Source organism: Pseudomonas putida (genome assembly GCF_002906855.1).
In the GTDB taxonomy this organism is placed as follows: Bacteria; Pseudomonadota; Gammaproteobacteria; order Pseudomonadales; family Pseudomonadaceae; genus Aquipseudomonas; species Aquipseudomonas putida_N.
Map to the genome: position 1 here is coordinate 385037 of NZ_MINI01000038.1, position 23711 is coordinate 408747.

Here is a 23711-nt window from a genome sequence, read left to right on the forward strand (position 1 = left end):
CTGCTGGTTCAGCAGGCGAGCTCAGCCTGGATCTTTTCCAGCCCCTGATTGAGCGCATACTCCAGCTCGCGCTTGTAACGCAGATACAGGCTGGTCGAACCCTGTTCATCCTCTAGCAGTTCTGAAAGCTCCAGGTCGGTGATATAGCAGCGGTAGTGCCCGGCACTGCGGCGCTGGCCGAGGATCTGCCGGGCGACAACCTCATACAGCTGGTCGCCATGCTCCAGCTCGGAAAACTCCCGCTGGTCGCAATACAGTGTGACCTGTACCTCGCCACCGGCACCGGCCTGCAGAATGGCCTGCACCTCGTAGTAGGGCTGATCGGTGGCAACGCTCGGTGTCGGCCTGGGCTCGATGCAGCGTGCCTTGCCTGGCCCTGAAGGCAGCAATTGCGCGTAGCGGATTTCCAGCGATGCCTGTTGCAGTCTGTCCAGCGGCAAACGCGCGTCGTGGCGCATCACCACCGATCGCAGGAAGCGCTGCATCGGCAGCAGCAGATGGTTTTCATCATGCAGCGGCAGGCGCTGCTGCCACAGGGCATTGTACTCATCCAGCACGTACAGGTCGGCCCAGCCGTCGAGCAAGCGGTAGAACACCTGGATGCAATTGCGCCGACCGTGTTCAAGTACCAGGGGCAGGTCGTAGTCCTGCATCGCATTGCCATCCAGGTGCAGCGGGCTGTAGCGGCTGCGCACTTGGCCCAGGTGATCGAGCACGGCGTCATGCTCCGTCATGGTTGCCAGGCTTACCTGGCCGGGCAACAGTTCCAGCACATGGGTGTATTGCGCTACCTGCAGCAGGTAGCGGTGGTTCAGGCCCTGGTCGAGCAGCAGTTGCGCCGTGTCGAAGACCTCCTCGACACGCTGGCTGATTGCCTGGGCGCGGTTGTGGCAGAAGCAGCGCACCCGTACCTTAGGGCGGTGGCTGCGTTGGCCGAGGCTGTTGAGGAAGTCACGCAGGCAGCGCAGCAGCGCGTGTTCACCGTCGTAGCGCTGCACCAGCACTTCGTTCCAGCTGTTGAGGGTGATCTGGTCGACGGTCAGCACCAGGTTCTCGCGTACGCCAGCGTAGCTCAACGAGTCGGTGCGCTCGGTGGTCATCAGGATGTTCAGGTCGCGGTGATGGCGCAGCGGGTCCACGCCGACGTTGACCAGCAGCAGGATCTCGTCAGCCACGCTTGGTTGCAGCAGGCGCTCTTCGCTGACACTGCCCAGCGGCAGCGGGATGCTCTGCTGCAGGCTACCCAGCAGGTTGAACAGCTCGAACTCGCTGAGGTCGCTGTCGCCCGGGTGCAGGGCAAGCCGTGTGGTACTGTCGATGACGCCGTTGCGGTGGGCCCAGGTCAGCAGTTCGAGCAGCTCGCGGCAGCGCTTGATTGGGCTGAAATGCTCCCATTCGTGCACCCCCAGGTTACCGTTGTACAGCCCCCAGTGGTGGCTGCCAGGCTCCTTGCGGTTTGGCGACTGGACCAGCGTCAAGGTGTCTTCGGCGATGTCCGGGGCAATGCCCGGGTTGATCACTTCGATCTTGCCGGCGCGGCGTTCGAAGGCCGCGTACAGGCGCCGGCCCAGAACATTCAGGTCACGCTGGTCGGCGCGGCTGCTGGCAGCCTGGCTTTGCGCGAACTGGCCCAGAAAGCGATAGCTGTGGTTGAGCTCGGCCACCAGTTCACGGCGTTCGACGGCGACCTGGCGGACCTTCCACTGGCTGCGGCTGTCGAGCATGGCCAGTTGCCGTTCGTCCCAGCCCCACTCATCGGCCAGGCGCTGCAGCAGTTGCCGTTGCCAGCCGTTGCTGCGGCTACGGTCCAGGCCGCTCAGCTTTTTGTTGACCTTCAGGTACAGGCTGCGCCTGACCAATTCGAGCCGCGCGGTTTCGCCGCGTTGCTGCAGGTAGCGCTCGATACGCCGGTACACCATCACATAGGGGTCGAGTTCGTCGAGGTTGAGGTGGTTGGCGAACACTGCCTGCTTGTAGTCCAGGCTCAGGCAGCGCACGGTCGGATGCTCGCTGGCGTAAACCTCGGTCAGCAGCAGCTTGAGCAGCGACTTGTAGGGCGAGTCGATGCCCTTGTACAACTGCCACAGCCCAGCCCCGACATACTCGCCGGGCGGAATATGCGCAAGGTTGCCAAGGTCGAGGGCGTCCTGATTACGGATGAAGCGCTTGGACAGCAGGGTCTCGGTATAGGCCTGATAGTTGTGCTCTTCGTAGACCGGCACCAACCACCACAGCGGCGTGCGCCCGGCGAGCCAGATGGCCGTGCGGTAGAACTCGTCGAGCAGCAGGAAATGCTGGGTAGTGCCGCAGTCATCGGAGCTGAGCTGGCTGTCGCGCAGGCCCTGGGCAAAACTTTGCGGGTCGATCAGGAAGAAATGCGCCTCGGCACCCTGGCTGGCCGCCCAGGTCTCCAGCAGCTGGCATTTGCGGCGCAGTTCCTCACGCTCGGTTTCGGCCAGGCCCGGGGCATGGCACACCCACAGGTCCATGTCGCTCTGTTCGGCCTGGGCCAGTGAGCCGAGGCTGCCCATCAGGAATAGCCCGTGGATCGGGCGTGGCGGGTTGCCGTGGCGCGCCTTGTAGGCGAACGAGCGCGCCAGGCGCTGGGCATCGGCAACCTGTTCGGCATCCGGCTCGAACCCCGCCACCCCGGCCGGTGTGGCGCCGGATACATAACCGGGCAACAGCGGGTGGTTGACGTGGAACAGCAGCGGCAGGAGGGTCAGGACCAGCTGCTGGCGACTCGACAGGCCTTCCATCGCGCGTTCGAGCCGGCACTGGTTGATGTGCAGGAAGCGCGCACGCAATGTCGCCAGCACCTTGCGGTCGATGCCTTCGTCCAGGTCAGGGCGGATTTCGTGGGGGTGGTTCATTGCACACTCAGGGCGGGCCAGAAAAGCTGAGGCGAGTTTAGCCTGAGTGGGGCAGTCGGATAAGCGGAATATGGATTATTGGCGCCATTTTTCTATCGTCTGTTCTGGCCTCTTCGCAGGCTTGCCCGCGAAGAGGTCGGTACAGGGTTATGCGGGCTGTGTGGACTTGAGGATGCTAAGCAACAGTTGGACGCTTTCAGCCGCATCATTCCCGAGGCTGGTGAGGTAGCCACCATCGGGCTGGTCGGTGAGTTCTTTTTCATGAAGGCGCTTGGCAGCAGCGATCAGGGCGGGCGACGCGTTACTGCCAACTTTGATGCCTTCCTGGTGGTTGTCCAGGTTGAACAGGGCGAGCACTTCCAGTTCGGCGATCAGTTCGGGGGTAAAAGACATGGCGACTCCTGACTTCCAGACGAGGATGGCGGCACCGCCAGCGGTGCCTGATCCTGGAGTGTAGTCGGCTTATTCGTCGTCGCCTTGATCCATCTCAGGCGGCAGCTCGGGCAGGGCGCGCAGGGCGGTCTCGTACCACTCGCCGTTGAACGGGCGGTCTTCCTGGAGCATGTTGTCGATTTCGAAGGCCAGCACGTGGGCCATGAGGTTGAGGATGTCTTCGCGCTCGTAGCCGACCAGGGTCAGTTTGTTGAAGGTGGCCTTGGCCGCTGGCGGCTCGCCGCTTTCGATCTGGTTTTCGATGGCTTCGGTCAGCGTCGCTTCGGCGAAGGCTTCGTCGTCATTGCCGATTTCGTCGTGTTCGCTCATGGCGCTACTCCTATGGTGGGACGCACAGTTTGCCATGCCCGCGTCGGCAATGCCCGATCATCGACCCGGTGCATGACGCTGGTCAGGCACCGGCGGACCGTCTATAACAGCCGAGCTATCCCCACACGGCCTGGAGGCTGTAACCCCATGCTCAAGCTTCACGGATTCTCGGTCAGCAACTACTACAACATGGTCAAGCTGGCCCTGCTGGAAAAAGGCCTGCGTTTCGAGGAAGTCACCTTCTACGGCGGGCAGGCACCGCAGGCCCTGGAAGTCAGCCCGCGGGGCAAGGTTCCGGTGCTGGAAACCGAACACGGCTTCCTCAGCGAAACCAGTGTAATCCTCGACTATATCGAGCAGACCGAGGGTGGCAAGGCGCTGCTGCCGAGTGACCCGTTCGGCCGGGCCAAGGTGCGCGAACTGCTCAAGGAAATCGAACTGTATATCGAGCTGCCGGCGCGTACCTGCTATGCCGAGTCGTTCTTCGGCATGGCGGTGGAGCCGCTGATCAAGGAGCGTGCGCGTACCGACTTGCTGGCAGGGTTTGCCACGCTCAAGCGCAATGGCCGTTTCGCGCCTTATGTGGCGGGTGAGCAGCTGACGCTGGCGGACCTGATGTTCTGCTTCTCGGTGGACCTGGCGTACGCGGTAGGCAAGAAAGTGCTGGGCATCGACTTCCTGGCGGACTTCCCGCAGGCGAAGGCGTTGCTGCAATTGATGGGCGAGAACCCGCACATGGCGAGGATCGTTACAGACAAGGAGGCCTCGATGCCGGCCTTCATGGAGATGATTCGTAGCGGTAAACGTTGAAGGCTGGGGCTGCAGGGCAGCCCCAGACTCTACTTAACGCGAAGCCAGCAGGGCCTTGCCGCGCACAACGGCGGCACGTACCTGCGCAGGCGCCGTACCACCGATGTGGTTACGGGCATTCACCGAGCCTTCCAGGGTCAGCACGGCAAACACGTCCTGCTCGATCTGGTCGCTGAACTGGCGCAGCTCGTCCAGGCTCATCTCGGCCAGGTCCTTGCCGGTGTCGACGCCATACTTCACGGCGTGGCCGACGATCTCGTGGCAATCACGGAACGGCAGGCCACGGCGCACCAGGTAGTCGGCGAGGTCGGTGGCGGTGGAGAAACCGCGCAGGGCCGCTTCGCGCATGATGGCGTGCTTGGGCTTGATTGCCGGGATCATGTCGGCGAAGGCGCGCAGCGAGTCGCGCAGGGTGTCTGCGGCGTCGAACAGCGGCTCTTTATCTTCCTGGTTGTCCTTGTTGTAGGCCAGAGGCTGGCCTTTCATCAGGGTCAGCAGGCCGGTCAGAGCGCCGAAGACACGGCCGCTCTTGCCACGCACCAGCTCCGGAACGTCCGGGTTCTTCTTCTGCGGCATGATCGAGCTGCCGGTGCAGAAGCGATCAGGTAGGTCGATGAACTGGAACTGGGCGCTGGTCCAAAGCACCAGCTCTTCGGAGAAGCGCGACAGGTGCATCATCGCCACGCTGGCGGCAGCGCAGAATTCGATGGCGAAGTCGCGGTCCGAAACGCCGTCCAGCGAGTTGCCGGCCACGGCTTCGAAGCCCAGCAACTTGCAGGTCAGTTCACGGTCGATCGGGTAGGTGGTGCCGGCCAGCGCGGCGCTGCCCAGAGGCATGCGGTTGGCGCGCTTGCGGCAGTCTACCAGGCGCTCGTAGTCGCGGCTGAGCATTTCGAACCAGGCCAGCAGGTGGTGGCCGAAGGTGACTGGCTGGGCGGTCTGCAGGTGGGTGAAGCCGGGCATGATGGTCTCGGCTTCACGCTCGGCCTGCTCCAGCAGGCCCTGTTGCAGGCGGGTGATCTCGGCCAGGATCAGGTCGATCTCGTCACGCAGCCACAGGCGGATGTCGGTGGCAACCTGGTCGTTGCGGCTGCGGCCGGTGTGCAGTTTCTTGCCGGTGATGCCGATGCGGTCGGTCAGGCGTGCTTCGATGTTCATGTGCACGTCTTCCAGGTCGACGCGCCAGTCGAAACTGCCAGCCTCGATTTCGCCCTGGATGGTTTTCAGGCCATCGATGATGGTGTCGCGCTCGGCATCGCTGAGAACGCCGACCTGCGCCAGCATGGTGGCGTGGGCGATCGAACCCATGATGTCGTGGCGGTACAGGCGCTTGTCGAAGTCGACCGAGGCGGTGAAACGGGCGACGAAGGCGTCGACGGGCTCACTGAAGCGGCCGCCCCAGGACTGATTGGTCTTGTCGGTGCTCATGGATTCACTCTATGCAGGCGTGAACGAAAAAGTGGCGCCGATAATAGCAGGGTTGGGCCGACTGCCGCAGGGCGTCGGTCGACAGAAACCGGAGGGAAACATCCATAAAGGCAGGGCAGGACGATATTCAACGATTGAACGGCAGTGTTCCACGGACCGTCTACAGTTGGACAGAGGACTGGCAGCGTTTCTGCCGGCTCAGTGAATCTTTGGCCTTCGTATCGGTCTAGAGCGTGACCGCAGCGTCGCTCGACCTGCTCTTGTCTACGCTATACCTGTGCGAGACTCACTCAGGAATCCAGAGCAATTATGAATGTCCTGATCGTTGATGACGAACCCCAAGCCCGTGAACGCCTCACACGGCTATTCGCTGAACTGGAGGGGTATTCCGTGCTGGAGCCCAGCGCCACCAATGGCGAAGAGGCCCTGGCATTGATCGAAAGCCTCAAGCCCGATGTGGTCCTGCTGGACATCGGCATGCCAGGCCTGGATGGCTTGCAGGTCGCCGCTCGCTTGTGCGAGCGCGAGGCGCCACCGTCGGTGGTGTTCTGTACCGGCGACGATGAATACGGTGCAGAGGCCTTCAAGGAAAGCACCCTCAGCCACGTGACCAAGCCGATTCAACCTCAAGCCCTGCGCGATGCCTTGCGCAAGGCCGAAAAGCCCAACCGCGCCCAGCTGGCGGCGTTGACCCGGCCTGGCAGTGAAGGTGGCGGCCCGCGCAGCCATATCAGTGCGCGCACGCGCAAGGGGATCGAGCTGATTCCTTTGCCCCAGGTGATCTATTTCATCGCCGACCACAAGTACGTGACCTTGCGCCACGAAGCCGGGGAAGTGCTGCTCGACGAGCCGCTCAAGGCGTTGGAGGACGAGTTCGGCGAGCGCTTCGTGCGTATCCATCGCAATGCGCTGGTTGCCCGCGAGCGCATCGAGCGTCTGCAACGCACGCCGCTGGGGCATTTCCAGCTGTTCCTCAAGGGCCTGGACGGCGATGCCCTGACGGTCAGCCGCCGGCATGTGGCGGGCGTGCGCAAAATGATGCAGACGCTTTGACGCAGTACCGGCGTCCTCGCCGGTACAGGCCACAACTGGATCCTGACCCACATCTGCTAGCGATGCCGGTGATGCTGTTATCATCAGCGGCATTTCTCTGGATCGGGGCGTTCCATGTCCACTCGCGAAATCCGCATTGCCACCCGTAAAAGTGCCTTGGCCCTGTGGCAGGCCGAATACGTCAAAGCCCGCCTCGAGCAGGCCCACCCCGGTCTGCTGGTGACCCTGGTACCCATGGTCAGCCGCGGCGACAAGCTGCTCGATGCACCGCTGGCGAAGATCGGCGGCAAGGGACTGTTCGTCAAAGAGCTGGAAACAGCGCTGCTGGACAACGAAGCCGACATCGCTGTGCATTCGATGAAGGACGTGCCCATGGACTTCCCCGAAGGTCTGGGCCTGTACTGCATCTGCGAGCGCGAAGACCCACGCGATGCCTTCGTCTCCAATACCTTCGCCAGCCTCGACACCCTGCCGGCCGGCAGCATCGTCGGCACCTCCAGCCTGCGCCGCCAGGCCCAGTTGCTGGCACGCCGGCCGGACCTGAAAATCCACTTCCTGCGTGGCAACGTCAACACCCGCCTGGCCAAACTCGATGCCGGTGAATACGACGCCATCATCCTCGCCGCCGCCGGCCTGATTCGCCTGGGCTTCGAGGAACGCATCACCGATACCATCAGCGTCGACGACAGCCTGCCAGCCGGTGGCCAAGGCGCGGTAGGCATCGAGTGCCGCAGCGCCGACAGCGAAATCCATGCGCTGCTGGCTCCGCTGCACCATGCCGATACTGCTGACCGCGTAGTCGCCGAGCGTGCCTTGAACAAGCGCCTCAACGGCGGCTGCCAGGTGCCGATCGCCTGTTATGCCGTGCTTGAAGGCGATCAGCTGTGGCTGCGCGGCCTGGTTGGCCAGCCAAGCGGCGGTACCCTGCTGGTGGCGGATGCGCGCGCACCGCGTGAGGCTGCCGAAACCTTGGGCGTGCAGGTTGCCGAAGCTCTGCTGGGCCAGGGCGCCGAAGCCATTCTCAAGGAAGTCTACGGCGAGGCCGGGCATCCGTGAGCCCCTGGCGCCTGTTGCTGACCCGGCCTGAAGAGGACTGCGCGGCACTGGCGCAGAGCCTGGCCGCTGCCGGTGTGGCCAGCAGCTGCCTGCCGTTGCTGGCCATCGAGCCCGTCGCTGTGGCTGACGGGCAGCGTCAACAGCTGGCCGGGCTGGCGCAGTACCAGGCGATCATCGTGGTCAGCAAGCCGGCGGCCCGACTGCTGCTTGAGCAGTTGCAGCGTGCTGGCATGCAAGCACCGTCTGCAGGCTGGTTTACCGTGGGCGAGGCAACGGCGGCGGTGTTGCAGGGCGCGGGCCTTCAGGTGAGATTTCCCGGGCAGGGTGACGACAGCGAGGCCTTGCTCGCGCTCCCGGCCTTGCGCCAGGCTATTGCGGCGCCTGGAGCGCGCGTGCTGATCGTGCGTGGCGTCGGAGGTCGCGAACTGCTGGCCGAGCGTCTTGCAGAGCAAGGTGCTAGTGTCGAATATCTGGAACTGTATCGCCGCTGTCTGCCGGAGTACCCGGCGGGCACGCTGATGCGCCGCATAGAAGCGGAACGCCTCAATGGCCTGGTGGTCAGCAGTGGGCAGGGTCTGGAACATTTGCAGCAGATGGCCGCAGCCGATTGGCCGCGAGTAGCCTGCCTGCCGTTGTTCGTACCCAGCCCGCGAGTCGCTGAACAGGCCCGGGCCGCCGGGGCCCAACAGGTTGTGGATTGCCGTGGCGCGAGTGCCACGGCCTTGCTGGCAGCCGTGCAGCGCAGCGCTGCACCTGCTTTTCAAGGCGCTTCGCACTAGCGCGAGGTGCCCCCATGCAAAGGATGGATACGTGAGCGAAACTGTCTTGTCCAACAATGATCAGCCGTCGGCGCAAGCGTCGGCGCAACCCGTCACCGACAAGCCTGTAAAGCGCTCTGGCAGTGGTCTGGCCGTGCTGGCGCTGTTGCTGGGTGCGACCGGGGTCGCAGTAGGGGGTTGGGGTGTGTGGCAGGTGCGGCAACTGCAAGGCAGTGAAGTGAACCAGGGCCAGCACCTTGAAGCCCTCAGCCAGCGCGCTGCGGCACTGCAGCAGCGTGAGCAGCAGATCAGTGCACAACTGGCCAGCCTGCCGGCCGCCAGCGAGCTGGAAGACCGCCGCCGCCTGGTGGCGCAGCTGCAAGGCGACCAGCAGCGTCTCAGCCAGCGTCTGGAAACCGCACTCGGCGAAAGCCGCAAGGAGTGGCGTCTGGCCGAGGCCGAGCACCTGCTGCGCCTGGCTACCCTGCGCTTGTCGGCACTGCAGGACATCACCAGCGCCAAGGCCCTGGTCGAAGGCGCCGACGAAATCCTCCGCGAACAGAGCGACCCGGGCGCCTTTGCCGCCCGCGAGCAACTGGCGCGCAGCCTGGCCACGCTCAACAGCACCCAGCAGCCGGACCGCACCGGCCTGTTCCTCAAGCTTGCCGCCCAGCGTGAACTGGTTCAGGAACTCAGCGCCCAGTCGCCCGAGTTCGCCAGCAACGCCGATGCGCTCGGTGCGCTGACTGCCGATGGTGACGGTGCCAGTCGCCTGTCGCAGTGGTGGGCAGAAATCTCCAAGTACTTCCAGATCGACTTCAACGCCGACGAAAATGTGCGGCCGTTGCTGGCCGGCCAGCAGCTGAACCAGCTGCGCCTGGCCCTGAGCCTGACCATCGAACAGGCGCAGTGGGCTGCGCTCAATGGTGAGGCCAAGGTCTACAGCCAGGCCCTGGATGATGCCCGCAGCGTGCTGCTGGCCAACTTCAATGCCGACAACCCACAAAGCAAGGCGATGCTCGACAGCCTCAATGCGCTGGCTGAGCAGCCCGTCTCGGTAGTAACCCCGGACCTGAGCGAAAGCCTGGCGGCGGTGCAGGCGTACATCCAGCGCCGCCATCTGCCAGCCGAGGCTGAAGGAGGCAAGCCATGAAGCGTGTCTACCTGCTCGCCGTACTGGCGATCGTGGTTGCCGCAGCGCTGGGCATCGCGGTGGCCAAGCACAGTGGTTATGTGCTGATCGCCTACGGTGGTTTCCGTTACCAGTCCGGATTGTGGGCCGCGCTCGCAGCGCTGGCTGCCGTGGTCGGGTTGCTGTTGCTGCTGCGTTACCTGGTAGGCCTGGTGCTGACCTCCAGTGGCGTGGTCAACCCGTGGTCGCGGCGCAACCGTAGCCGGCGTGTGCGGATCGCCATCGAACAGGGCCAGCTGGACCTGGCCGAGGGCCGCTGGGCCAGTGCCCAGCGCCACCTGCATCGTGCTGCCGAGGCCGAGCGCCAGCCGCTGTTGTATTACCTCGGCGCCGCCCGCGCCGCCAATGAACAGGGGCGCACGGAAGACAGCGACAACCTGCTGGAGCGTGCGCTGGAGCGTCAGCCGCAGGCCGAGCTGGCCATTGCCCTGACCCATGCGCAATTGCAGATGGACCGCGGCGAGCGTGATGGTGCGCTGGAGACGCTGTTGGCCATGCAGGAACGGCATCCCCATAACACCCAGGTCCTTCGCTTGTTGCAGCGTCTGCATCTGGAGCGCGGCGACTGGTCGGCGCTGATCCGCCTGTTGCCGGACCTGCGTAAGGGCAAGGTGTTGCCGGCCGATGAGCTGGCGGCGCTGGAGAAGCGCGCCTGGGGCCAGAACCTTGGCCTGGCGACCACCCGTGGCGAGGATGTGCAAAGTGCCCGGCAGGCGCTGGAGCGCGCCTGGCAGCAGCTGACCGCAGCTCAGCGCCAGGAGCCGCAACTGGTGCTGGCCTATGCCGAACAGCTGCGCCAGGTGGGCGCTCAGGGCGAGGCCGAGCAGGTATTGCGCAGCGCGCTCAAGCGTGAGTACGAGAGCCACCTGGCTCGCCTGTACGGCCTCGTGCGCGGTGATGACCCGGCGCGCCAGCTACAAACCGCCGAAGGTTGGCTGAAGGCCCATCCAGAAGACCCGAGCCTGTTGCTGACACTCGGCCGCCTGAGCCTGCAGAACCGCCTGTGGGGCAAGGCGCGCGACTATTTCGAAAGCAGCCTGCGCATGGAGCGTAATCCGGAAGCCTGCGCCGAGCTCGCGCGCTTGTTGGCCAGCCTGGGTGAAACCGAGCGCAGTAATCAGCTGTTCGAGGAAGGCCTTGGCCTGCTCGATGAGCGTCTTCTGGCGCTGCCGCTGCCAGAGGGCGTACGTGCTTGAGCCTTCCATGAGCCCGCGCAGGGGCGCGGGCTCATGGGCTTGGTAACTAGTTCTGCGTTAAAAGTTATATCTGCAATCTCTTCTTCGGAAGTTTCCTACAGCTTGGATGGAGACTTCCCCTGCAATACAGCGACTTGTCACTCCAGTAGTGCCTTGAAACAAGCCTGGCCTTTCCTCTACCGTTCCAAGCCACTTCAACTTCCCGGGGCTGTTCTTCCCATGCCGATGGCCAGTCTGCGCACGCTTTTCATTCCGGCATGCCTTGCTTCGCTGGCAGTGCTGGGTGCGTCCTTCTATCTCGAAAGTGCCGTTGGGCTTGTGCCTTGCCTGCTGTGTTTCAGTCAGCGGCTAATGCTAGCCGTGTATGCACTGGTGTGCCTTTGTGCGGCGCTGCATGCGCCTGGTATTGCCGGGGCACGGCGTTACGCGCGAACGACGTTGCTGTGCGCGGCCAGTGGTGCTTTGCTGGCGGCACGGCATGTGTGGTTGCAGGGCGCGAGTGATGCAAGCCATCTGTGCCCGTTACCCATCGGTCACATGTTCGAACAGTCATGGCGTGAAGCTGCGCGGCAACTGTTGCTGGGCGGCCCCGATTGCAGCTCGCTGACCTGGAGTTTCCTCGACCTGACCTTGCCGGAGTGGAGCCTGCTGGCGTTTCTGCTGCTGACGGCGCTGCCCTTGAGCTGCCTGCTGGCGTATCGTTTCCGCTCACTTGGCAATCCTTGACCTGGCGCATGCTGGCGGTCGATAGCGCGACCAATGGTGGTGCATCGGGGTATTAAACACTTGTATGAACTTTGTCCGCTGCGTACCTTGATGCTAAGCACGCGCGGGAATAATCTCCCAGCACGCATACCGAAAACACAACTGCTCGATGCCGTCCTGCTGATGACACCTTTGTGCTGCACGGTCGTAGTGCGAGGTGCAGCGGCATCTACCCAGAAGGGAAGAGATCGCCATGCTCGATAGTTGTCAGAACGCCCAGGAACGCTGGGGTGGGGTTCACAAGCTGATCGACCGTTGGCTCGAGGAACGCGAGGAGCTGGTTCAGGCTTTCCGCACCTTGCGCGACGCCAAGCCGGCCTTTGCCGACAAGGACACGAACGGCGACTTTTGCACGCTGCTTGTCGACTACGTTTCGGCGTGGCATTTCGAAGTCAGCGAGCAACTGGTCAGTGAAGCGAAAGCGTTCGGCGATACACGAGGCCTGGAACTGGCCACGCAGATCAATCCGCGCATTGATGAAAGCACTCAGTTTGCCTTGGCCTTCAACGACCATTGTGACAAGGGTGAGTGCAAGGACCCTGCGCGCTTCGCCGAAAAGCTCGGCAAGCTGGGCGGCCTTCTGCACGAACGCTTCGAGCTCGAAGACTGCCTGATCGAGGTGCTGCATAACGCGCACAAGGAAGAGGGCGCGGTCGAAGCCTGAAGGTCGGCGTCAGTCGCCGACCGCCAGTAACTCGATTTCAAACACCAGCGGCGTGTAGGGCGCGATCAGGTCACCTGCGCCCTCGGCACCATAGGCCTGTACCGAGGGGATCACCAGGCGCCAGGTCGAACCCGCTTTCATGTGTGGCAGCGCCGCCTGCCAGCCCTCGATCACCGAGTCCAGGTTGAACCATTGCGGTTGCTGGTTCTGGTCGAACACCGAACCATCCGGCAGCCTGCCGACATAGCGCACCTGCACCTTGCCGCCAGCTTTGGGGTGCGCGCCATTACCCGCTTTCAGCTCACTGTACAGAATGCCCTCCGGCAGCTCGTGCACGCCGGCACGGGCCCGCTCGTTGGCCATGAAGCGCGTTTCCACGGCCTGCAGCTTGGTCACTTCGGCTTGCTCGGCGGCGGCGCCGGCCTGCTCTTCGTGCTGCTGGAGAATGGCCTCCATCCGCGCCTTGTCGAGTTTCAATGGCTGGCCCTGATAGGACTGGCGCAGGCCTTCGACCAGCGCATCCAGTTGCAGGCCGGGCACTTCCTGACGCAAGCGCTCACCCAGGCTGGCGCCGAGGCTATAGGCCAGGTCTTGATCGTTGGCAGGGGCGGTATCGTTGGCGGCCAGGGCGAATGGCGCCATCAGGCACAGGCCGAAAGCAAGATAACGCGGCATGTCTAACTCCAGCTCGATGAGCGGGGAAGTATGCCAGCGTTGTTGTCTCGACATGTGTAAATATCAGCAACGTTTTGTTAAGCAACTACACTTGCACGGAGCTGCAAGACAACAACTTTGCCCAGGCATGCAACGCGGCGCCATCAATACTGTCAACATGCCCTAGCGGCGGTAGCAGCAGAAGCATAGTATGAGCCGCAATCTCGTCAGCCAGGAGGTAAACCATGTCGGCCAAAAAGAAGCCAGTAAGTACGCCGTTACACCTGCTCCAGCAACTTTCGGGCAGCCTGCTCGAACACTTGGAAGAGGCCTGCTCGCAAGCGCTGGCTGATGCGGAGAAATTGCTGGCCAAGTTGGAAAAGCAGCGCGGCAAAGCCCAGGAAAAACTGCACAACGGTCGCCTGAAGTTGCAGGATTCGGCCAAGGCAGGCAAAGCCAAGGCGCAGAACAAGGCACAAAAGGTAATTGGTGAACTTGAAGCACTGCTCGACTCGCTCAAGGAACGTCAGACCCAGACGCGTACTTATATTCAGCAACTCAAGCGCGATGCCCAGGAAAGCCTGAAACTGGCTCAAGGTGTCGGCAAGGTCCGTGAGGCCGCTGGCAAGGCACTCGATCAGCGTGCAGTGGCTGCCAAGACCGCGAAGCCCGCTGCTGCCAAGGCTCCGGCCCGTAGCGCTGCCAAGCCTGCCGCCAAGGCCCCGGCCAAGTCGGCTGCAACCAAGGCCCCAGCCCGCGCCGCCGCTGCCAAACCTGCCGCCAAGCCAGCCACGAAAGCTGCTGCTGCCAAGCCTGCAGCCAAACCAGCGGCCGCCAAGCCTGCAGCAGCCAAAGCACCGGCCAGAACTGCCGCCGCCAAGCCAGCCGCTAAACCTGCCGCTGCCAAGGCTCCTGCCAAGCCAGTAGCCGCCAAGCCTGCAGCAGCCAAGGCCCCGGGCAGAACCGCTGCCGCCAAGCCAGCTGCCAAACCTGCAGCCGCCAAGGTTCCAGCCAAGCCAGCAGCCACTAAACCAGCAGCCAAACCTGCTGCTGTCAAAGCTGCGGCCAAACCTGCAGCCAAACCTGCAGCCAAACCTGCAGCCGCCAAGCCAACAGCGAGACCTGCAGCGAAGGCTCCAGCAAAACCTGTCGCAGCCAAACCGGCTACTCCAGCCGCCAGTGCGCCAGCAACCAACTCGGCAGCTCCAGCCGCTCCCTCGGCACCCGTCAGCACCCCAGCTCAGACGCCGTCTTCGGTCTCCTGAAGCGCTGCGGCCGCGACGCGCAAGCCAACCAGCGCGTCGTGGCCACGGGCCTGGTCCGGTGCCATCCGGTCCAGCCAATCGCCCGTGGGCTCATGCGAGCCCGTGGGCCATTGTTTTGCACAGGCTTCCAGTCGTTGCAACAACTGCTTCTCCGCCTGTAACTCCAGCCCCTTTACTTGCTCACGCAACGCCGCCAGGTGTGGATCGTGCTGCGCGGGCGTGCGCCATTGCTGGCGCAGACTGCGTAACGGCGCAACCACATCGTGTTGCCACGGCCCGGCAATCGCACGCAGAGCCTGGGCACGTTCTTCACTGAAGGTGACCGCGCGCGCCTGCAACCAGGTCGCACACAGCAGCAGACAGACGTCGCCCCCTATCGCCTGAACGTCCAAGCAAGCCGTTTCGACGCCTGGGCGGGCATATAGCGCCAGGGCATGATTCCACAGGTCGGTGTACATGATTCCACTCACGCTGCGGGCCGAGGAAGCTGGTAGACTCCGCGACCACTATGATCAGACTATCCAACCTCACTTTACAGCGTGGTCCGCAGCGCTTGCTAGAAGGCGCCGAGATGACCCTGCACGCCGGTCACAAGGCCGGCCTGATCGGCGCCAACGGCGCCGGAAAATCCAGCCTGTTCGCCCTGCTGCGCGGCGAACTGTCGCCCGATGCCGGTGATTGCCAGCTGCCCGGCGACTGGCGCATTGCCCACATGCGTCAGGAGGTCGATACCCTCGACCGCCTGGCCGTGGACTATGTGCTCGACGGTGACGCCCGCCTGCGCAAGGTCCAGGCCGAGCTGGCCGTGGCCGAACAGGCCCACGACGGCACCGCCCTGGCGCGCCTGCACAGTGAGCTGGAAGTTGCCGACGGCTACACCGCCGATGCCCGCGCCCGTAAATTGCTGGCTGGGCTGGGCTTCACCAACGAGCAGATGGATCGCCGCGTCGGTGACTTCTCCGGTGGCTGGCGGATGCGCCTGAACCTGGCCCAGGCGTTGATGTGCCCGTCCGACCTGCTGCTGCTCGACGAGCCGACCAACCACCTCGACCTCGATGCAATCCTGTGGCTGGAAGACTGGCTCAAGGGTTACCCGGGCACGCTGTTGCTGATCTCCCACGACCGCGATTTCCTCGATGCCGTGGTCGACCATGTGCTGCACGTCGAGCAGCGCAAGCTCAACCTGTACAAAGGTGGTTACACCGCCTTCGAGCGCACCCGTGCCGAACGCCTGGCGCAGCAGCAACAGGCCTACGAGAAGCAGCAGGCGCAGCGCGCGCACATGGAAAAGTACATCGCCCGCTTCAAGGCCCAGGCCACCAAGGCCCGCCAGGCGCAGAGCCGGATCAAGGCCCTGGAGCGCATGGAAGAACTGTCGGCGGCGCATGTGGATTCGCCGTTCGATTTCGTCTTCCGCGAATCGCAGAAAATCTCCAGCCCGCTGCTGAGCCTGTCCGAAGGCCGCCTGGGCTATGGCGACAAGGCGATCCTCGACAAGGTCAAGCTGCAGCTGGTCCCGGGTGCACGCATCGGCCTGCTCGGCCCCAACGGCGCCGGCAAGTCGACCCTGATCAAGAACCTCGCCGGTGAACTCGAGCCGCTCTCGGGCCGCCTGGTGCGTGGCGAGAACCTCGCCGTCGGCTACTTTGCCCAGCACCAGCTCGACTCGCTGGACGACAAGGCCAGCCCGCTCTTGCACCTGCAGCGCATTGCGCCGACCGAACGCGAGCAGACCCTGCGCGACTTCCTCGGCGGCTTCGACTTCCATGGCGACCGCGTCGACGAGCCGGTGGTGAACTTCTCCGGTGGCGAGAAGGCCCGCCTGGCCCTGGCGCTGATCGCCTGGGAGCGGCCTAACCTGCTGCTGCTCGACGAACCGACCAACCACCTCGACCTGGAAATGCGCCTGGCGCTGACCATGGCCCTGCAGGAATTTGCCGGTGCCGTGGTGGTGGTTTCCCACGACCGTCACCTGCTCAAGAGCACCACTGACGACTTCCTGCTGGTGGCCGATGGCAAGGTCGAGACCTTCGATGGCGACCTCGACGACTACAGCCGCTGGCTGGTCGAGTACCGCCAGCGCAGTGCGCCGGCCAGCAACGCTCCGGTCAATCCGGACAAGACCGACAAGAAGGCCCAGCGTCAGGCGGCGGCGGCCTTGCGTCAGCAGTTGGCACCGCACAAGAAGGCGGCCGACAAGCTGGAGACCGAACTCAACCAGGTGCATGCGCAGCTGGCCGAGATCGAGACTGCACTGGGTGACGGAGGGGTGTACGAGGCGGCGCGCAAGGATGAGTTGCGCGATCTGCTGGCTCGGCAGACCAAGTTGAAGCAGCGTGAGGGTGAGCTTGAGGAAGCCTGGATGGAAGCGCTGGAAACGCTCGAGACCATGCAGGCTGAGCTTGAGACTTTGTCCTGATCCATTGATGTCGCCTGTACTGCCCCCTCGCGGTGCAGGCAACAGTAATCCCGCAGAATTTGCTGGTTATTTTTTCGCCAACGCCTTAGCTTAACGTTTTGCAACAATGGTTGAGCGAGGTGTGTGATGTCGATGGAAGTGTGGTTGGGCTTCTTTGCCGCGTGCTGGGTGATCAGCCTGTCGCCGGGTGCCGGGGCGATTGCCTCGATGTCCAGCGGGCTTCAATACGGTTTCTGGCGTGGATACTGGAATGCCCTGGGCCTGCAACTGGGTCTGATCGTGCAGATCGCCATCATTGCCGCCGGCGTCGGCGCCATCCTCGCGGCTTCTGCCACCGCCTTCCAGGTCATCAAGTGGTTCGGTGTGGGCTACCTGGTCTACCTGGCCTATAAGCAATGGCGTGCCCTGCCCATGGACATGACCGACGAATCGGGCGTGCGCCCGATCGGCAGGCCGCTGAGCCTGGTGTTCCGTGGCTTCCTGGTCAACGTCAGCAACCCCAAGGCGCTGGTATTCATGCTGGCGGTGCTGCCGCAGTTCATCAACCCGCACGCGCCGCTGCTGCCACAGTACATCGCGATCACCGTGACCATGATCTGCGTCGACATGCTGGTGATGGCGGGTTACACCGGGCTGGCTTCGCGGGTATTGCGCCTGCTGCGCACGCCCAAGCAGCAGAAGCGCCTGAACCGTACCTTTGCCGGATTGTTCATCGGCGCGGCGACCTTCCTCGCCACGCTGCGCCGGGCGCCGATCTGATCGAATACCGGGGCTGCCTTGCAGCCTCGGTCATTTCTGCTTGTCCACCAATCCCTTGAGCAAATCGACTGGCAGCGGAAAGACGATGGTCGAGCTCTTGTCCCCTGCGATCGTCCCCAGCGTCTGCATGTAGCGCAGCTGCATCGCTCCTGGCTCCTTGCTGAGCATCTGCGCGGCCTGCATCAGCTTTTCCGACGCCTGCAGCTCGCCCTCGGCATGGATCACCTTGGCCCGCCGTTCCCGTTCGGCCTCCGCCTGACGGGCGATGGCGCGGACCATCGATTCGTTGAGGTCGACGTGCTTGATCTCGACGTTGGCGACTTTGATGCCCCAGGCATCGGTCTGTGCGTCCAGTACCTGGCGGATGTCCAGATTCAGCTGCTCGCGCTCGGCCAGCAGTTCGTCCAACTCGTGTTTGCCCAGCACCGCACGCAAGGTGGTCTGCGCCAGCTGGCTGGTGGCGACGAGGAAATCCTCGACCTGGATGATCGCCTTCTGCGGGTCGAGCACGCGGAAATACAGCACCGCATTGACCTTTACCGACACGTTGTCGCGGGTGATCACATCCTGTGGCGGCACATCCAGCACCACGGTACGCAGGTCGACCCGGACCATCTGCTGGATGACCGGAATCAGCAGGATCAGCCCCGGCCCCTTGACCTGCCAGAAGCGCCCCAACTGGAACACCACGCCACGCTCGTACTCGCGCAGGATGCGGAATGCCGACAGCAACAGCATGGCCAGCACGATCAGCACGGCACCGAAACCCACTTGCATGAACATCGTCAGCCTCCTTGCGCCGCGGGCGTGGCGGCGCTCACTTCCAGCATCACGCCATGGCGTGCCAGGACCCGGACGTTCTGCCCGGCCTGCAGCGGCGTGTCGCACTGGACTTGCCATTGTTCGCCCTGGGCCTGGACCGAGCCACAGAACGGGTTGTCGGTCCTCACCTGGGTGACCATCACCAGGCTGCCGACCAGGCCGGCGTCGCCGCTGACCAGCGCCCGTCGTCGCGCCTTGATGGCCATGCCCAGTACACCGCCTATCAGCAGCGCCGAGAGCACGGCGAGGGTGGCGATCAGCGCCAGCGGGATACCGAAACCTGGAGCATCGGTGTCGATCAGGATGACCGCACCGACCACGAAGGCGACGATGCCACCGAAACCAACCACGCCGAAGCTGGGCAGGAACGCCTCGGCGATCATGAAGGCGATGCCGAGCAGGATCAGCGCCACGCCGGCGAAGCTCACCGGTAGCAGCTGTAGGGCATACAGCGCCAGCAGCAGGCAAATGCCACCGACCACGCCGCCCAGTGTCGAGCCGGGGTTCATGAACTCGAACAGCAGGCCGTAGACCCCGATCATGATCAGGATCAGCGCCACGCTGGGGTTGGTGATGACGGCCAGCAGGCGTGTGCGCCAGTCCGGCAGATGCTCGATCAAGGCGGCAGTCCGGGTTTGCAGGAGTTGCGGCTGGCCAGCGGCAATCAGCGTCTTGCCGTCGAGCTGGCGCATCAGGTCGGGCAGGTCGTTGGCCACCTGGTCGATCACCCTCAGGCGCAGCGCCTCGCTGGCTGACAGGCTGACGGCCTCGCGCACCGCCTGTTCCGCCCAGTCGGCGTTGCGTCCGCGCAGTTGGGCCAGGCCACGGATATAGGCAGCGGCATCATTGACCTGTTTGCGGGCCAGGGTCTGTTCATCGTCGCTGGGCTTGGCCTTGTCATCCTTCGGCACCCCGGGCGGGCCACCGATCTGCTCGGGCGTGGCGGCGCCGAGGTTGGTCCCCGGGGCCATGGCGGCGACGTGGCTGGCATAGAGGATGTAGGTGCCGGCGCTGGCGGCACGGGCGCCGCTGGGGGCAACGTAGCTGGCCACTGGCACCGGGCTTGCGAGAATCGCCTTGATCATCTGGCGCATGGCGCTGTCCAGCCCGCCGGGGGTGTCCAGGCGCAGCACCACCAACTGAGCTCCCTGGGCCTTGGCCTGTTCGAGGTTGCGCACCAGATAGTCGGCGCTGGCCGGGCCGATGGCGTCATCGATGCCTAGCACCCAGACACTGCCGGGCGCTGCCTGGCTGGCCGGGGCAAGGCCAAGCAGCAGCAACAGCAGCAAGCAGCGGCAACATCGAGTGAACACCTGTCGTCACCTCGTTGACCTCTCTGTTTGAAGTTTAGCCATGCCTGCCAGCCCAAGGCCTAAAATTGGAAGTTGGGGGGCGAAACCGGAGGTGCATCATGCGTATGGCCAAGACCCTGCAGCAGCGCCTGGACCAGGCCAACTGCGATTACGACATCATTCCCCACCCACACTCGGCCACCAGCCTTGAGTCGGCGCGTACGGCTGGCGTACCTGCCGAGCGGGTGGCCAAGTCGGTCATGCTCGACGACCGTCATGGCAACTACATCATGGCCGTGCTACCGGCCAACCGGCACATGGACATGAGCAAGGTGCGCATGTCCGGCGCCTGGCAACTGACCCGCGAAAGCGCCTTGCCGATGCTGTTCGGCGATTGCGAAAGGGGCGCCATCCCGGCAATGGGTGACGCCTATCAGATAAAGATGCTGCTCGATTCGAGTCTTACCCGCCAGGGCGATGTCTACCTTGAGGCGGGTGACCACGATCACCTGATCCACATGAGCATGGAGCAGTACCTGAAACTGGTACCGCAAGCCGAAGTACGAGAACTGTGCTGATGATAACCAACCCATGCCGGGCCGCAGGCATTGCTGAGCGGTCCGGTGCTAAGGAGGCAACATGGAAAAACCGAACCACCACTTCTCGGAAATCTTCAAGCAACTGGGGCTGCCTGACGACCCTGTTGAAATCGAGCGCTTCATCACCACGCACTCGCCGTTGGATGACGGTGTGAAGCTGGTGGATGCGCCCTTCTGGAGCGAAGGGCAGCGCGCATTTCTCAAGGAAAGCTATACCGCCGATGCTGACTGGATACCCATGATCGACCAGTTGAACGAGGCACTGCATCCGAAGAAAAAATAAGTGCCGAGCGGCACCTGACGAGTGATCGGCCGTTGCTATGCTCAGGAAAAACAATAGGGGATAGCGCGATGAAAGATCCCTACGCACCAGGTTTCTGGTGCTCCGTGACGATCCTGGGCACCCTGACGGCCGGTTACTTCTACGGCATCCGCCACACCCAGCAGATGAACCAGGCGATACAGTTTCTCTATGCTGCCGCCGCCGTCACGGGCGCGGTCGTGCTGGTGGCGCTGACCTGGATTGCCTGGCAGCAGTTGCGTCTGAACAAGCGCGAAGTGATTCAGGGGCGAACCTTGCTGACCATCTGGAACACCAAGGTCGCGCTACGCCGCGTCGAGACCGTGTTCGACCGTTATTTCTGGGGCAGCTACTGGCATTCCGGGCGCACCTTCGAGGAGGTGATGGGTGAGCTCAAGGGCACCCCATTGGAGCAGAGTCTGGATGCATTGAAACGCCAGTGCCGGGCGCTCGACCGGGAAATCCACGACCATCACCATCACTGGCTGGCCAATGCCCGCGACCTGTCCAGCGTGGCCACGGCCATGGCCCGCGAGCGTTACCAGCTGGATCTGTGCGAACCGTCGAGCAACGGCCATGGCAATACCGCCGTGCTCAACCGTGACCTGGAGGTACTGGTGTACACCTGGTCGGCGCGCCTGCGCAGTTTCGACCATCAGCTGGACGAACTGGAGCGCGCCTACCACTGAGGCGCCATCATTCGCCGCGGATGTACTGCTCCAGTTGCTTGATCAGGCTGGCCTGCTCGGCGATGGTTTCCTTCACCAGGTCACCAATCGACAGCAGCCCGAGCAGCTTGCCGTTCTCGACGACGGGCAGGTGACGCAGGTGGCGGTCGGTCATTTGCTGCATGCAGTAATCCAGGTTGTTCTTCGGCTCCACCGTGATTACTGGCTTACTCATGATCTCGCGCACCGGCGTGGCGGCCGAGGAGCGGCCCTTGAGCACCAGCTTGCGCGCATAGTCCCGTTCACTGACGATCCCCACCACCTGATCGTTCTCGACGACCGGCAAGGCACCGACGTTTTTCTCCGCCAGCAATCTCAGGGCGTCGAGCACCGAGTCATCCGGGCCGATGGTGTACACGGTCTGGTGCTGGGACTTGCTCTTGAGGATTTGTTCGACGGTCTTCATACGGGCCTCTGCGGGTGAAAAAGACGAGCGCTTGGAGTAAATAAAGCATCCGGCACGCCGGCCTGCACGGCAATGCAGGAAACGGCATGGAGTCGATTGAAAAACGTCATGGGTGTTTCCTGTACCGGCCTCTTCGCGGATTTAGCCGCGAAGAGGCCGGTACAGCTATCTCAGAGCTTCGGCATCTGCCCGATCCGCGCCACCATTTCGCTCACCACCTGCAGGTCGAGCATGAACTGTTCCACGGTCTTGAACTCGTTGTCGTTGTGCCCGGTGTACTTCACATCCGGCATGGCCAGGCCGAACTGCACGCCGTTGGGCAGGTCATGCACCGAGGTGGCGCCGGCCGAGGTGCCGAACTCGTGTTTCATGCCCAGGTTCTCGCTGGCCACATCGAGCAGCGCCTTGACCCATTCGCCTTCGGGGTTGCGGAACATCGGCTCGTCGAGGCTGTAGTCGAAGGCCACCGAGGTGTGGCTCTGGCGAGTCCATTTGCCCAGTTTGTCGGCCAGCTGGTCCTTGAGCGTGGCCAGTGGCTTGCCTTTGGGAATGCGCAGGTTCACGGCCAGCTTCAGGCCCTTGGCATCCACGCCGACGAAGGTCAGCGAGGTGGTCAGTGGGCCCATGAACGCATCTTCAAAGCCGATGCCGAGCTTTTTGCCCAGGTAGTCCAGGCCCCAGTTGTCGGCGGCGTATCGGGCGGCATCGGTGAAGTGGTTGTGCTTGAGCGGCACCTGCGGGCCCAGGCCATTTAGGAAGTCGAGCATGCGGGCCACCGGGTTGACGCCGGACTCTGGTTCCGAGGAGTGGGCCGAAACGCCGGTCACGGTGAGCAGCACGTTCTTGCCGTCGACCTTGGCGTCGATGCTGAAGTCATTGCCATTGCGTTTCACGTAGTCGGCGCCGGCTTTCTCCAGACGCTTGGCCAGATCCTGCGGGTTGTCTGCCACCAGCGTCGCTACCGACGTGGTCGGAATCTGGTTGGTCGCCAGGCCGCCGGTCAGGTTGACGATTTCCGCGCCCTTGCCCGTGGCCGGGCGTTTGCTGAAGCTGGCCATCACCGTGCCGTAGCCTTTTTCGGCAATCACCACCGGGTAGCCGCCATCGAGCGCCAGGTTGTAGTCGGGGGTAGGGTTGCGCTCAAAGTAGTAGGCGATGGCGTCGCCGCTGGTTTCTTCGGTGGTATCGATCAGCAGCTTGAACTGGCGGGCCAGGGGCAGGTTTTCGTCCTTGGCCACTTTCAACGCATACAGCGCGACGATGATGCCGTTCTTGTCGTCCTCGGTGCCACGGCCGTACATGCGGTCGCCGACCAGGGTGACCTTGAACGGGTCGAGGCGGGTGCCGTCGGCCAGCTTCCAGTTGTCCGGGTTGACCGGCACCACGTCAGCGTGGGCGTGGATGCCGACCACTTCCTTGCCTTCGCCCAGCGTAATCTCGTAGACGCGGTTGTCGACGTTGCGGAAGGCCAGGCCGAAGCTTTCGGCCAGGGCCTTGATTTTGTCGGCGATCTTCAGGAACTCGGGGTTCTCGTGTTGAGGAACACCGTCGACACTGAAGGTAGGGATGGCCACCAGTTCACGCAGGTTTTCCGTGGCGGCCTTGGCGTACTTGATGCGGGTGTACAGGCCGAGCAGGCGGTTGATCTCGTTCTGCTGCTCGGCGGCGAGCGGCTTGCCGGCCAGGTAGGCGTCGAGGGTGGCAGCAAGGTTGTCGGCCTTGGCCAGGTCGCTACCTTTGAGTTTGCCGAGGAACTGCTTGAAGTCGGCCGGGTTGCTGCCGTCAAAGGCTTTGACGATGGCGGCAGACTGTTGCTGTGTCAGGTTGGCCTGGGCCGGTTGGGTGAACAGGCCGATGCTGGCCAGCAGCAGGGCAGTGGCGGTGAGCTTTTTCAGGTGCATGAGCGCGC

Annotated in this window: 24 protein-coding genes; 14 read left to right on the forward strand and 10 right to left on the reverse strand. The window is 63.4% G+C overall.

Annotated elements, in window-relative coordinates; genetic code table 11:
- Nucleotides 1-8: 8 nt before the first annotated feature.
- The 3 genes from BGP85_RS14270 to BGP85_RS14280 all read right to left on the reverse strand — a co-directional run bounded on the left by BGP85_RS14270 (nucleotide 9) and on the right by BGP85_RS14280 (nucleotide 3635).
- Nucleotides 9-2873: a class I adenylate cyclase gene (locus BGP85_RS14270; protein WP_103448532.1), complete on the reverse strand. Its 2865-nt coding sequence runs from the start codon at nucleotides 2871-2873 to the stop codon at nucleotides 9-11.
- A 147-nt stretch (nucleotides 2874-3020) separates the two neighbouring features.
- A complete protein-coding gene (locus tag BGP85_RS14275; RefSeq protein WP_103448533.1) occupies nucleotides 3021-3266 on the reverse strand; it encodes a TIGR02647 family protein in 246 nt (81 codons plus the stop codon).
- Nucleotides 3267-3335: 69 nt separating this feature from the next.
- On the reverse strand, nucleotides 3336-3635 hold the full coding sequence (locus tag BGP85_RS14280; RefSeq protein ID WP_103448534.1) for a hypothetical protein: 300 nt from the start codon (nucleotides 3633-3635) through the stop codon (nucleotides 3336-3338).
- 147 nt (nucleotides 3636-3782) lie between these two features.
- On the opposite strand from BGP85_RS14280, the gene BGP85_RS14285 reads away from it, so the two are divergent.
- Nucleotides 3783-4445, forward strand: coding sequence for a glutathione S-transferase (locus tag BGP85_RS14285; RefSeq protein WP_103448535.1), 663 nt, complete (start codon nucleotides 3783-3785; stop codon nucleotides 4443-4445).
- Between the two features lie 33 nt (nucleotides 4446-4478).
- Here the strand turns inward: BGP85_RS14285 and argH are convergent, their stop codons facing one another.
- The gene (gene argH / locus BGP85_RS14290; protein WP_027916957.1) at nucleotides 4479-5873 is read right to left on the reverse strand and encodes an argininosuccinate lyase; all 1395 of its coding nucleotides are present in this window, start codon (nucleotides 5871-5873) and stop codon (nucleotides 4479-4481) included.
- Between the two features lie 309 nt (nucleotides 5874-6182).
- Here argH and BGP85_RS14295 point away from each other — a divergent pair, with 309 nt between their 5' ends.
- The 7 genes from BGP85_RS14295 (at nucleotide 6183) to rsd (ending at nucleotide 12557) form a co-directional block, all read left to right on the forward strand.
- Nucleotides 6183-6926 (forward strand): LytR/AlgR family response regulator transcription factor, encoded by a 744-nt coding sequence (locus BGP85_RS14295; protein ID WP_103448536.1) that lies wholly within the window; start codon nucleotides 6183-6185, stop codon nucleotides 6924-6926.
- 114 nt (nucleotides 6927-7040) lie between these two features.
- Entirely contained in the window at nucleotides 7041-7982 is a 942-nt protein-coding gene (hemC, locus tag BGP85_RS14300) for a hydroxymethylbilane synthase (RefSeq protein WP_103448537.1), read from the forward strand.
- Nucleotides 7979-8761 (forward strand): uroporphyrinogen-III synthase, encoded by a 783-nt coding sequence (locus tag BGP85_RS14305; RefSeq protein WP_103448538.1) that lies wholly within the window; start codon nucleotides 7979-7981, stop codon nucleotides 8759-8761. The genes hemC and BGP85_RS14305 overlap by 4 nt, the downstream gene beginning before the upstream one ends.
- 31 nt (nucleotides 8762-8792) lie before the next feature.
- Nucleotides 8793-9893 (forward strand): uroporphyrinogen-III C-methyltransferase, encoded by a 1101-nt coding sequence (locus BGP85_RS14310; protein WP_103448539.1) that lies wholly within the window; start codon nucleotides 8793-8795, stop codon nucleotides 9891-9893.
- Complete coding sequence (locus tag BGP85_RS14315; protein WP_103448540.1) at nucleotides 9890-11128, forward strand: heme biosynthesis HemY N-terminal domain-containing protein; 1239 nt, start codon at nucleotides 9890-9892, stop codon at nucleotides 11126-11128. Before BGP85_RS14310 ends, BGP85_RS14315 begins: the two co-directional genes overlap by 4 nt.
- A 219-nt stretch (nucleotides 11129-11347) precedes the next feature.
- Nucleotides 11348-11854, forward strand: coding sequence for a disulfide bond formation protein B (locus BGP85_RS14320; protein WP_103448541.1), 507 nt, complete (start codon nucleotides 11348-11350; stop codon nucleotides 11852-11854).
- Between the two features lie 232 nt (nucleotides 11855-12086).
- The gene (gene rsd / locus BGP85_RS14325; protein WP_103448542.1) at nucleotides 12087-12557 is read left to right on the forward strand and encodes a sigma D regulator; all 471 of its coding nucleotides are present in this window, start codon (nucleotides 12087-12089) and stop codon (nucleotides 12555-12557) included.
- A gap of 9 nt (nucleotides 12558-12566) precedes the next feature.
- Here rsd and BGP85_RS14330 read toward each other — a convergent pair whose 3' ends face one another.
- Nucleotides 12567-13232, reverse strand: a complete 666-nt coding sequence (locus BGP85_RS14330; RefSeq protein ID WP_103448543.1) for an FKBP-type peptidyl-prolyl cis-trans isomerase — start codon at nucleotides 13230-13232, stop codon at nucleotides 12567-12569.
- A 224-nt stretch (nucleotides 13233-13456) separates the two neighbouring features.
- Between BGP85_RS14330 and BGP85_RS14335 the strand changes: the two genes are divergently transcribed.
- Nucleotides 13457-14476, forward strand: a complete 1020-nt coding sequence (locus BGP85_RS14335; protein WP_103448544.1) for an AlgP family protein — start codon at nucleotides 13457-13459, stop codon at nucleotides 14474-14476.
- Here the strand turns inward: BGP85_RS14335 and BGP85_RS14340 are convergent.
- On the reverse strand, nucleotides 14452-14934 hold the full coding sequence (locus BGP85_RS14340; protein ID WP_103448545.1) for a TIGR02444 family protein: 483 nt from the start codon (nucleotides 14932-14934) through the stop codon (nucleotides 14452-14454). The genes BGP85_RS14335 and BGP85_RS14340 overlap by 25 nt on opposite strands.
- Nucleotides 14935-14984: 50 nt before the next feature.
- On the opposite strand from BGP85_RS14340, the gene BGP85_RS14345 reads away from it, so the two are divergent.
- Complete coding sequence (locus BGP85_RS14345; protein ID WP_103448546.1) at nucleotides 14985-16895, forward strand: ATP-binding cassette domain-containing protein; 1911 nt, start codon at nucleotides 14985-14987, stop codon at nucleotides 16893-16895.
- A gap of 126 nt (nucleotides 16896-17021) precedes the next feature.
- Complete coding sequence (locus tag BGP85_RS14350) at nucleotides 17022-17654, forward strand: LysE family transporter (RefSeq protein ID WP_103448547.1); 633 nt, start codon at nucleotides 17022-17024, stop codon at nucleotides 17652-17654.
- A 30-nt stretch (nucleotides 17655-17684) separates the two neighbouring features.
- Here the strand turns inward: BGP85_RS14350 and BGP85_RS14355 are convergent, their stop codons facing one another.
- Nucleotides 17685-18437 (reverse strand): slipin family protein, encoded by a 753-nt coding sequence (locus tag BGP85_RS14355; RefSeq protein ID WP_060507606.1) that lies wholly within the window; start codon nucleotides 18435-18437, stop codon nucleotides 17685-17687.
- A gap of 2 nt (nucleotides 18438-18439) precedes the next feature.
- Complete coding sequence (locus BGP85_RS14360; RefSeq protein WP_103448548.1) at nucleotides 18440-19789, reverse strand: NfeD family protein; 1350 nt, start codon at nucleotides 19787-19789, stop codon at nucleotides 18440-18442.
- A 98-nt stretch (nucleotides 19790-19887) separates the two neighbouring features.
- Here BGP85_RS14360 and BGP85_RS14365 point away from each other — a divergent pair, with 98 nt between their 5' ends.
- The 3 genes from BGP85_RS14365 (at nucleotide 19888) to BGP85_RS14375 (ending at nucleotide 21357) form a co-directional block, all read left to right on the forward strand.
- Nucleotides 19888-20346 (forward strand): aminoacyl-tRNA deacylase, encoded by a 459-nt coding sequence (locus BGP85_RS14365; RefSeq protein WP_027916942.1) that lies wholly within the window; start codon nucleotides 19888-19890, stop codon nucleotides 20344-20346.
- Nucleotides 20347-20407: 61 nt separating this feature from the next.
- Nucleotides 20408-20650 (forward strand): DUF2789 domain-containing protein, encoded by a 243-nt coding sequence (locus BGP85_RS14370; RefSeq protein WP_103448549.1) that lies wholly within the window; start codon nucleotides 20408-20410, stop codon nucleotides 20648-20650.
- Nucleotides 20651-20718: 68 nt separating this feature from the next.
- Nucleotides 20719-21357, forward strand: a complete 639-nt coding sequence (locus tag BGP85_RS14375) for an NADH:ubiquinone oxidoreductase subunit N (protein ID WP_103448550.1) — start codon at nucleotides 20719-20721, stop codon at nucleotides 21355-21357.
- A gap of 7 nt (nucleotides 21358-21364) precedes the next feature.
- On the opposite strand, the gene BGP85_RS14380 is transcribed toward BGP85_RS14375, so the two are convergent.
- A complete protein-coding gene (locus BGP85_RS14380; protein ID WP_103448551.1) occupies nucleotides 21365-21802 on the reverse strand; it encodes a CBS domain-containing protein in 438 nt (145 codons plus the stop codon).
- A 170-nt stretch (nucleotides 21803-21972) separates the two neighbouring features.
- Nucleotides 21973-23703: a dipeptidase gene (locus tag BGP85_RS14385; RefSeq protein ID WP_103448552.1), complete on the reverse strand. Its 1731-nt coding sequence runs from the start codon at nucleotides 23701-23703 to the stop codon at nucleotides 21973-21975.
- Between the last annotated feature and the right edge of the window lie 8 nt (nucleotides 23704-23711).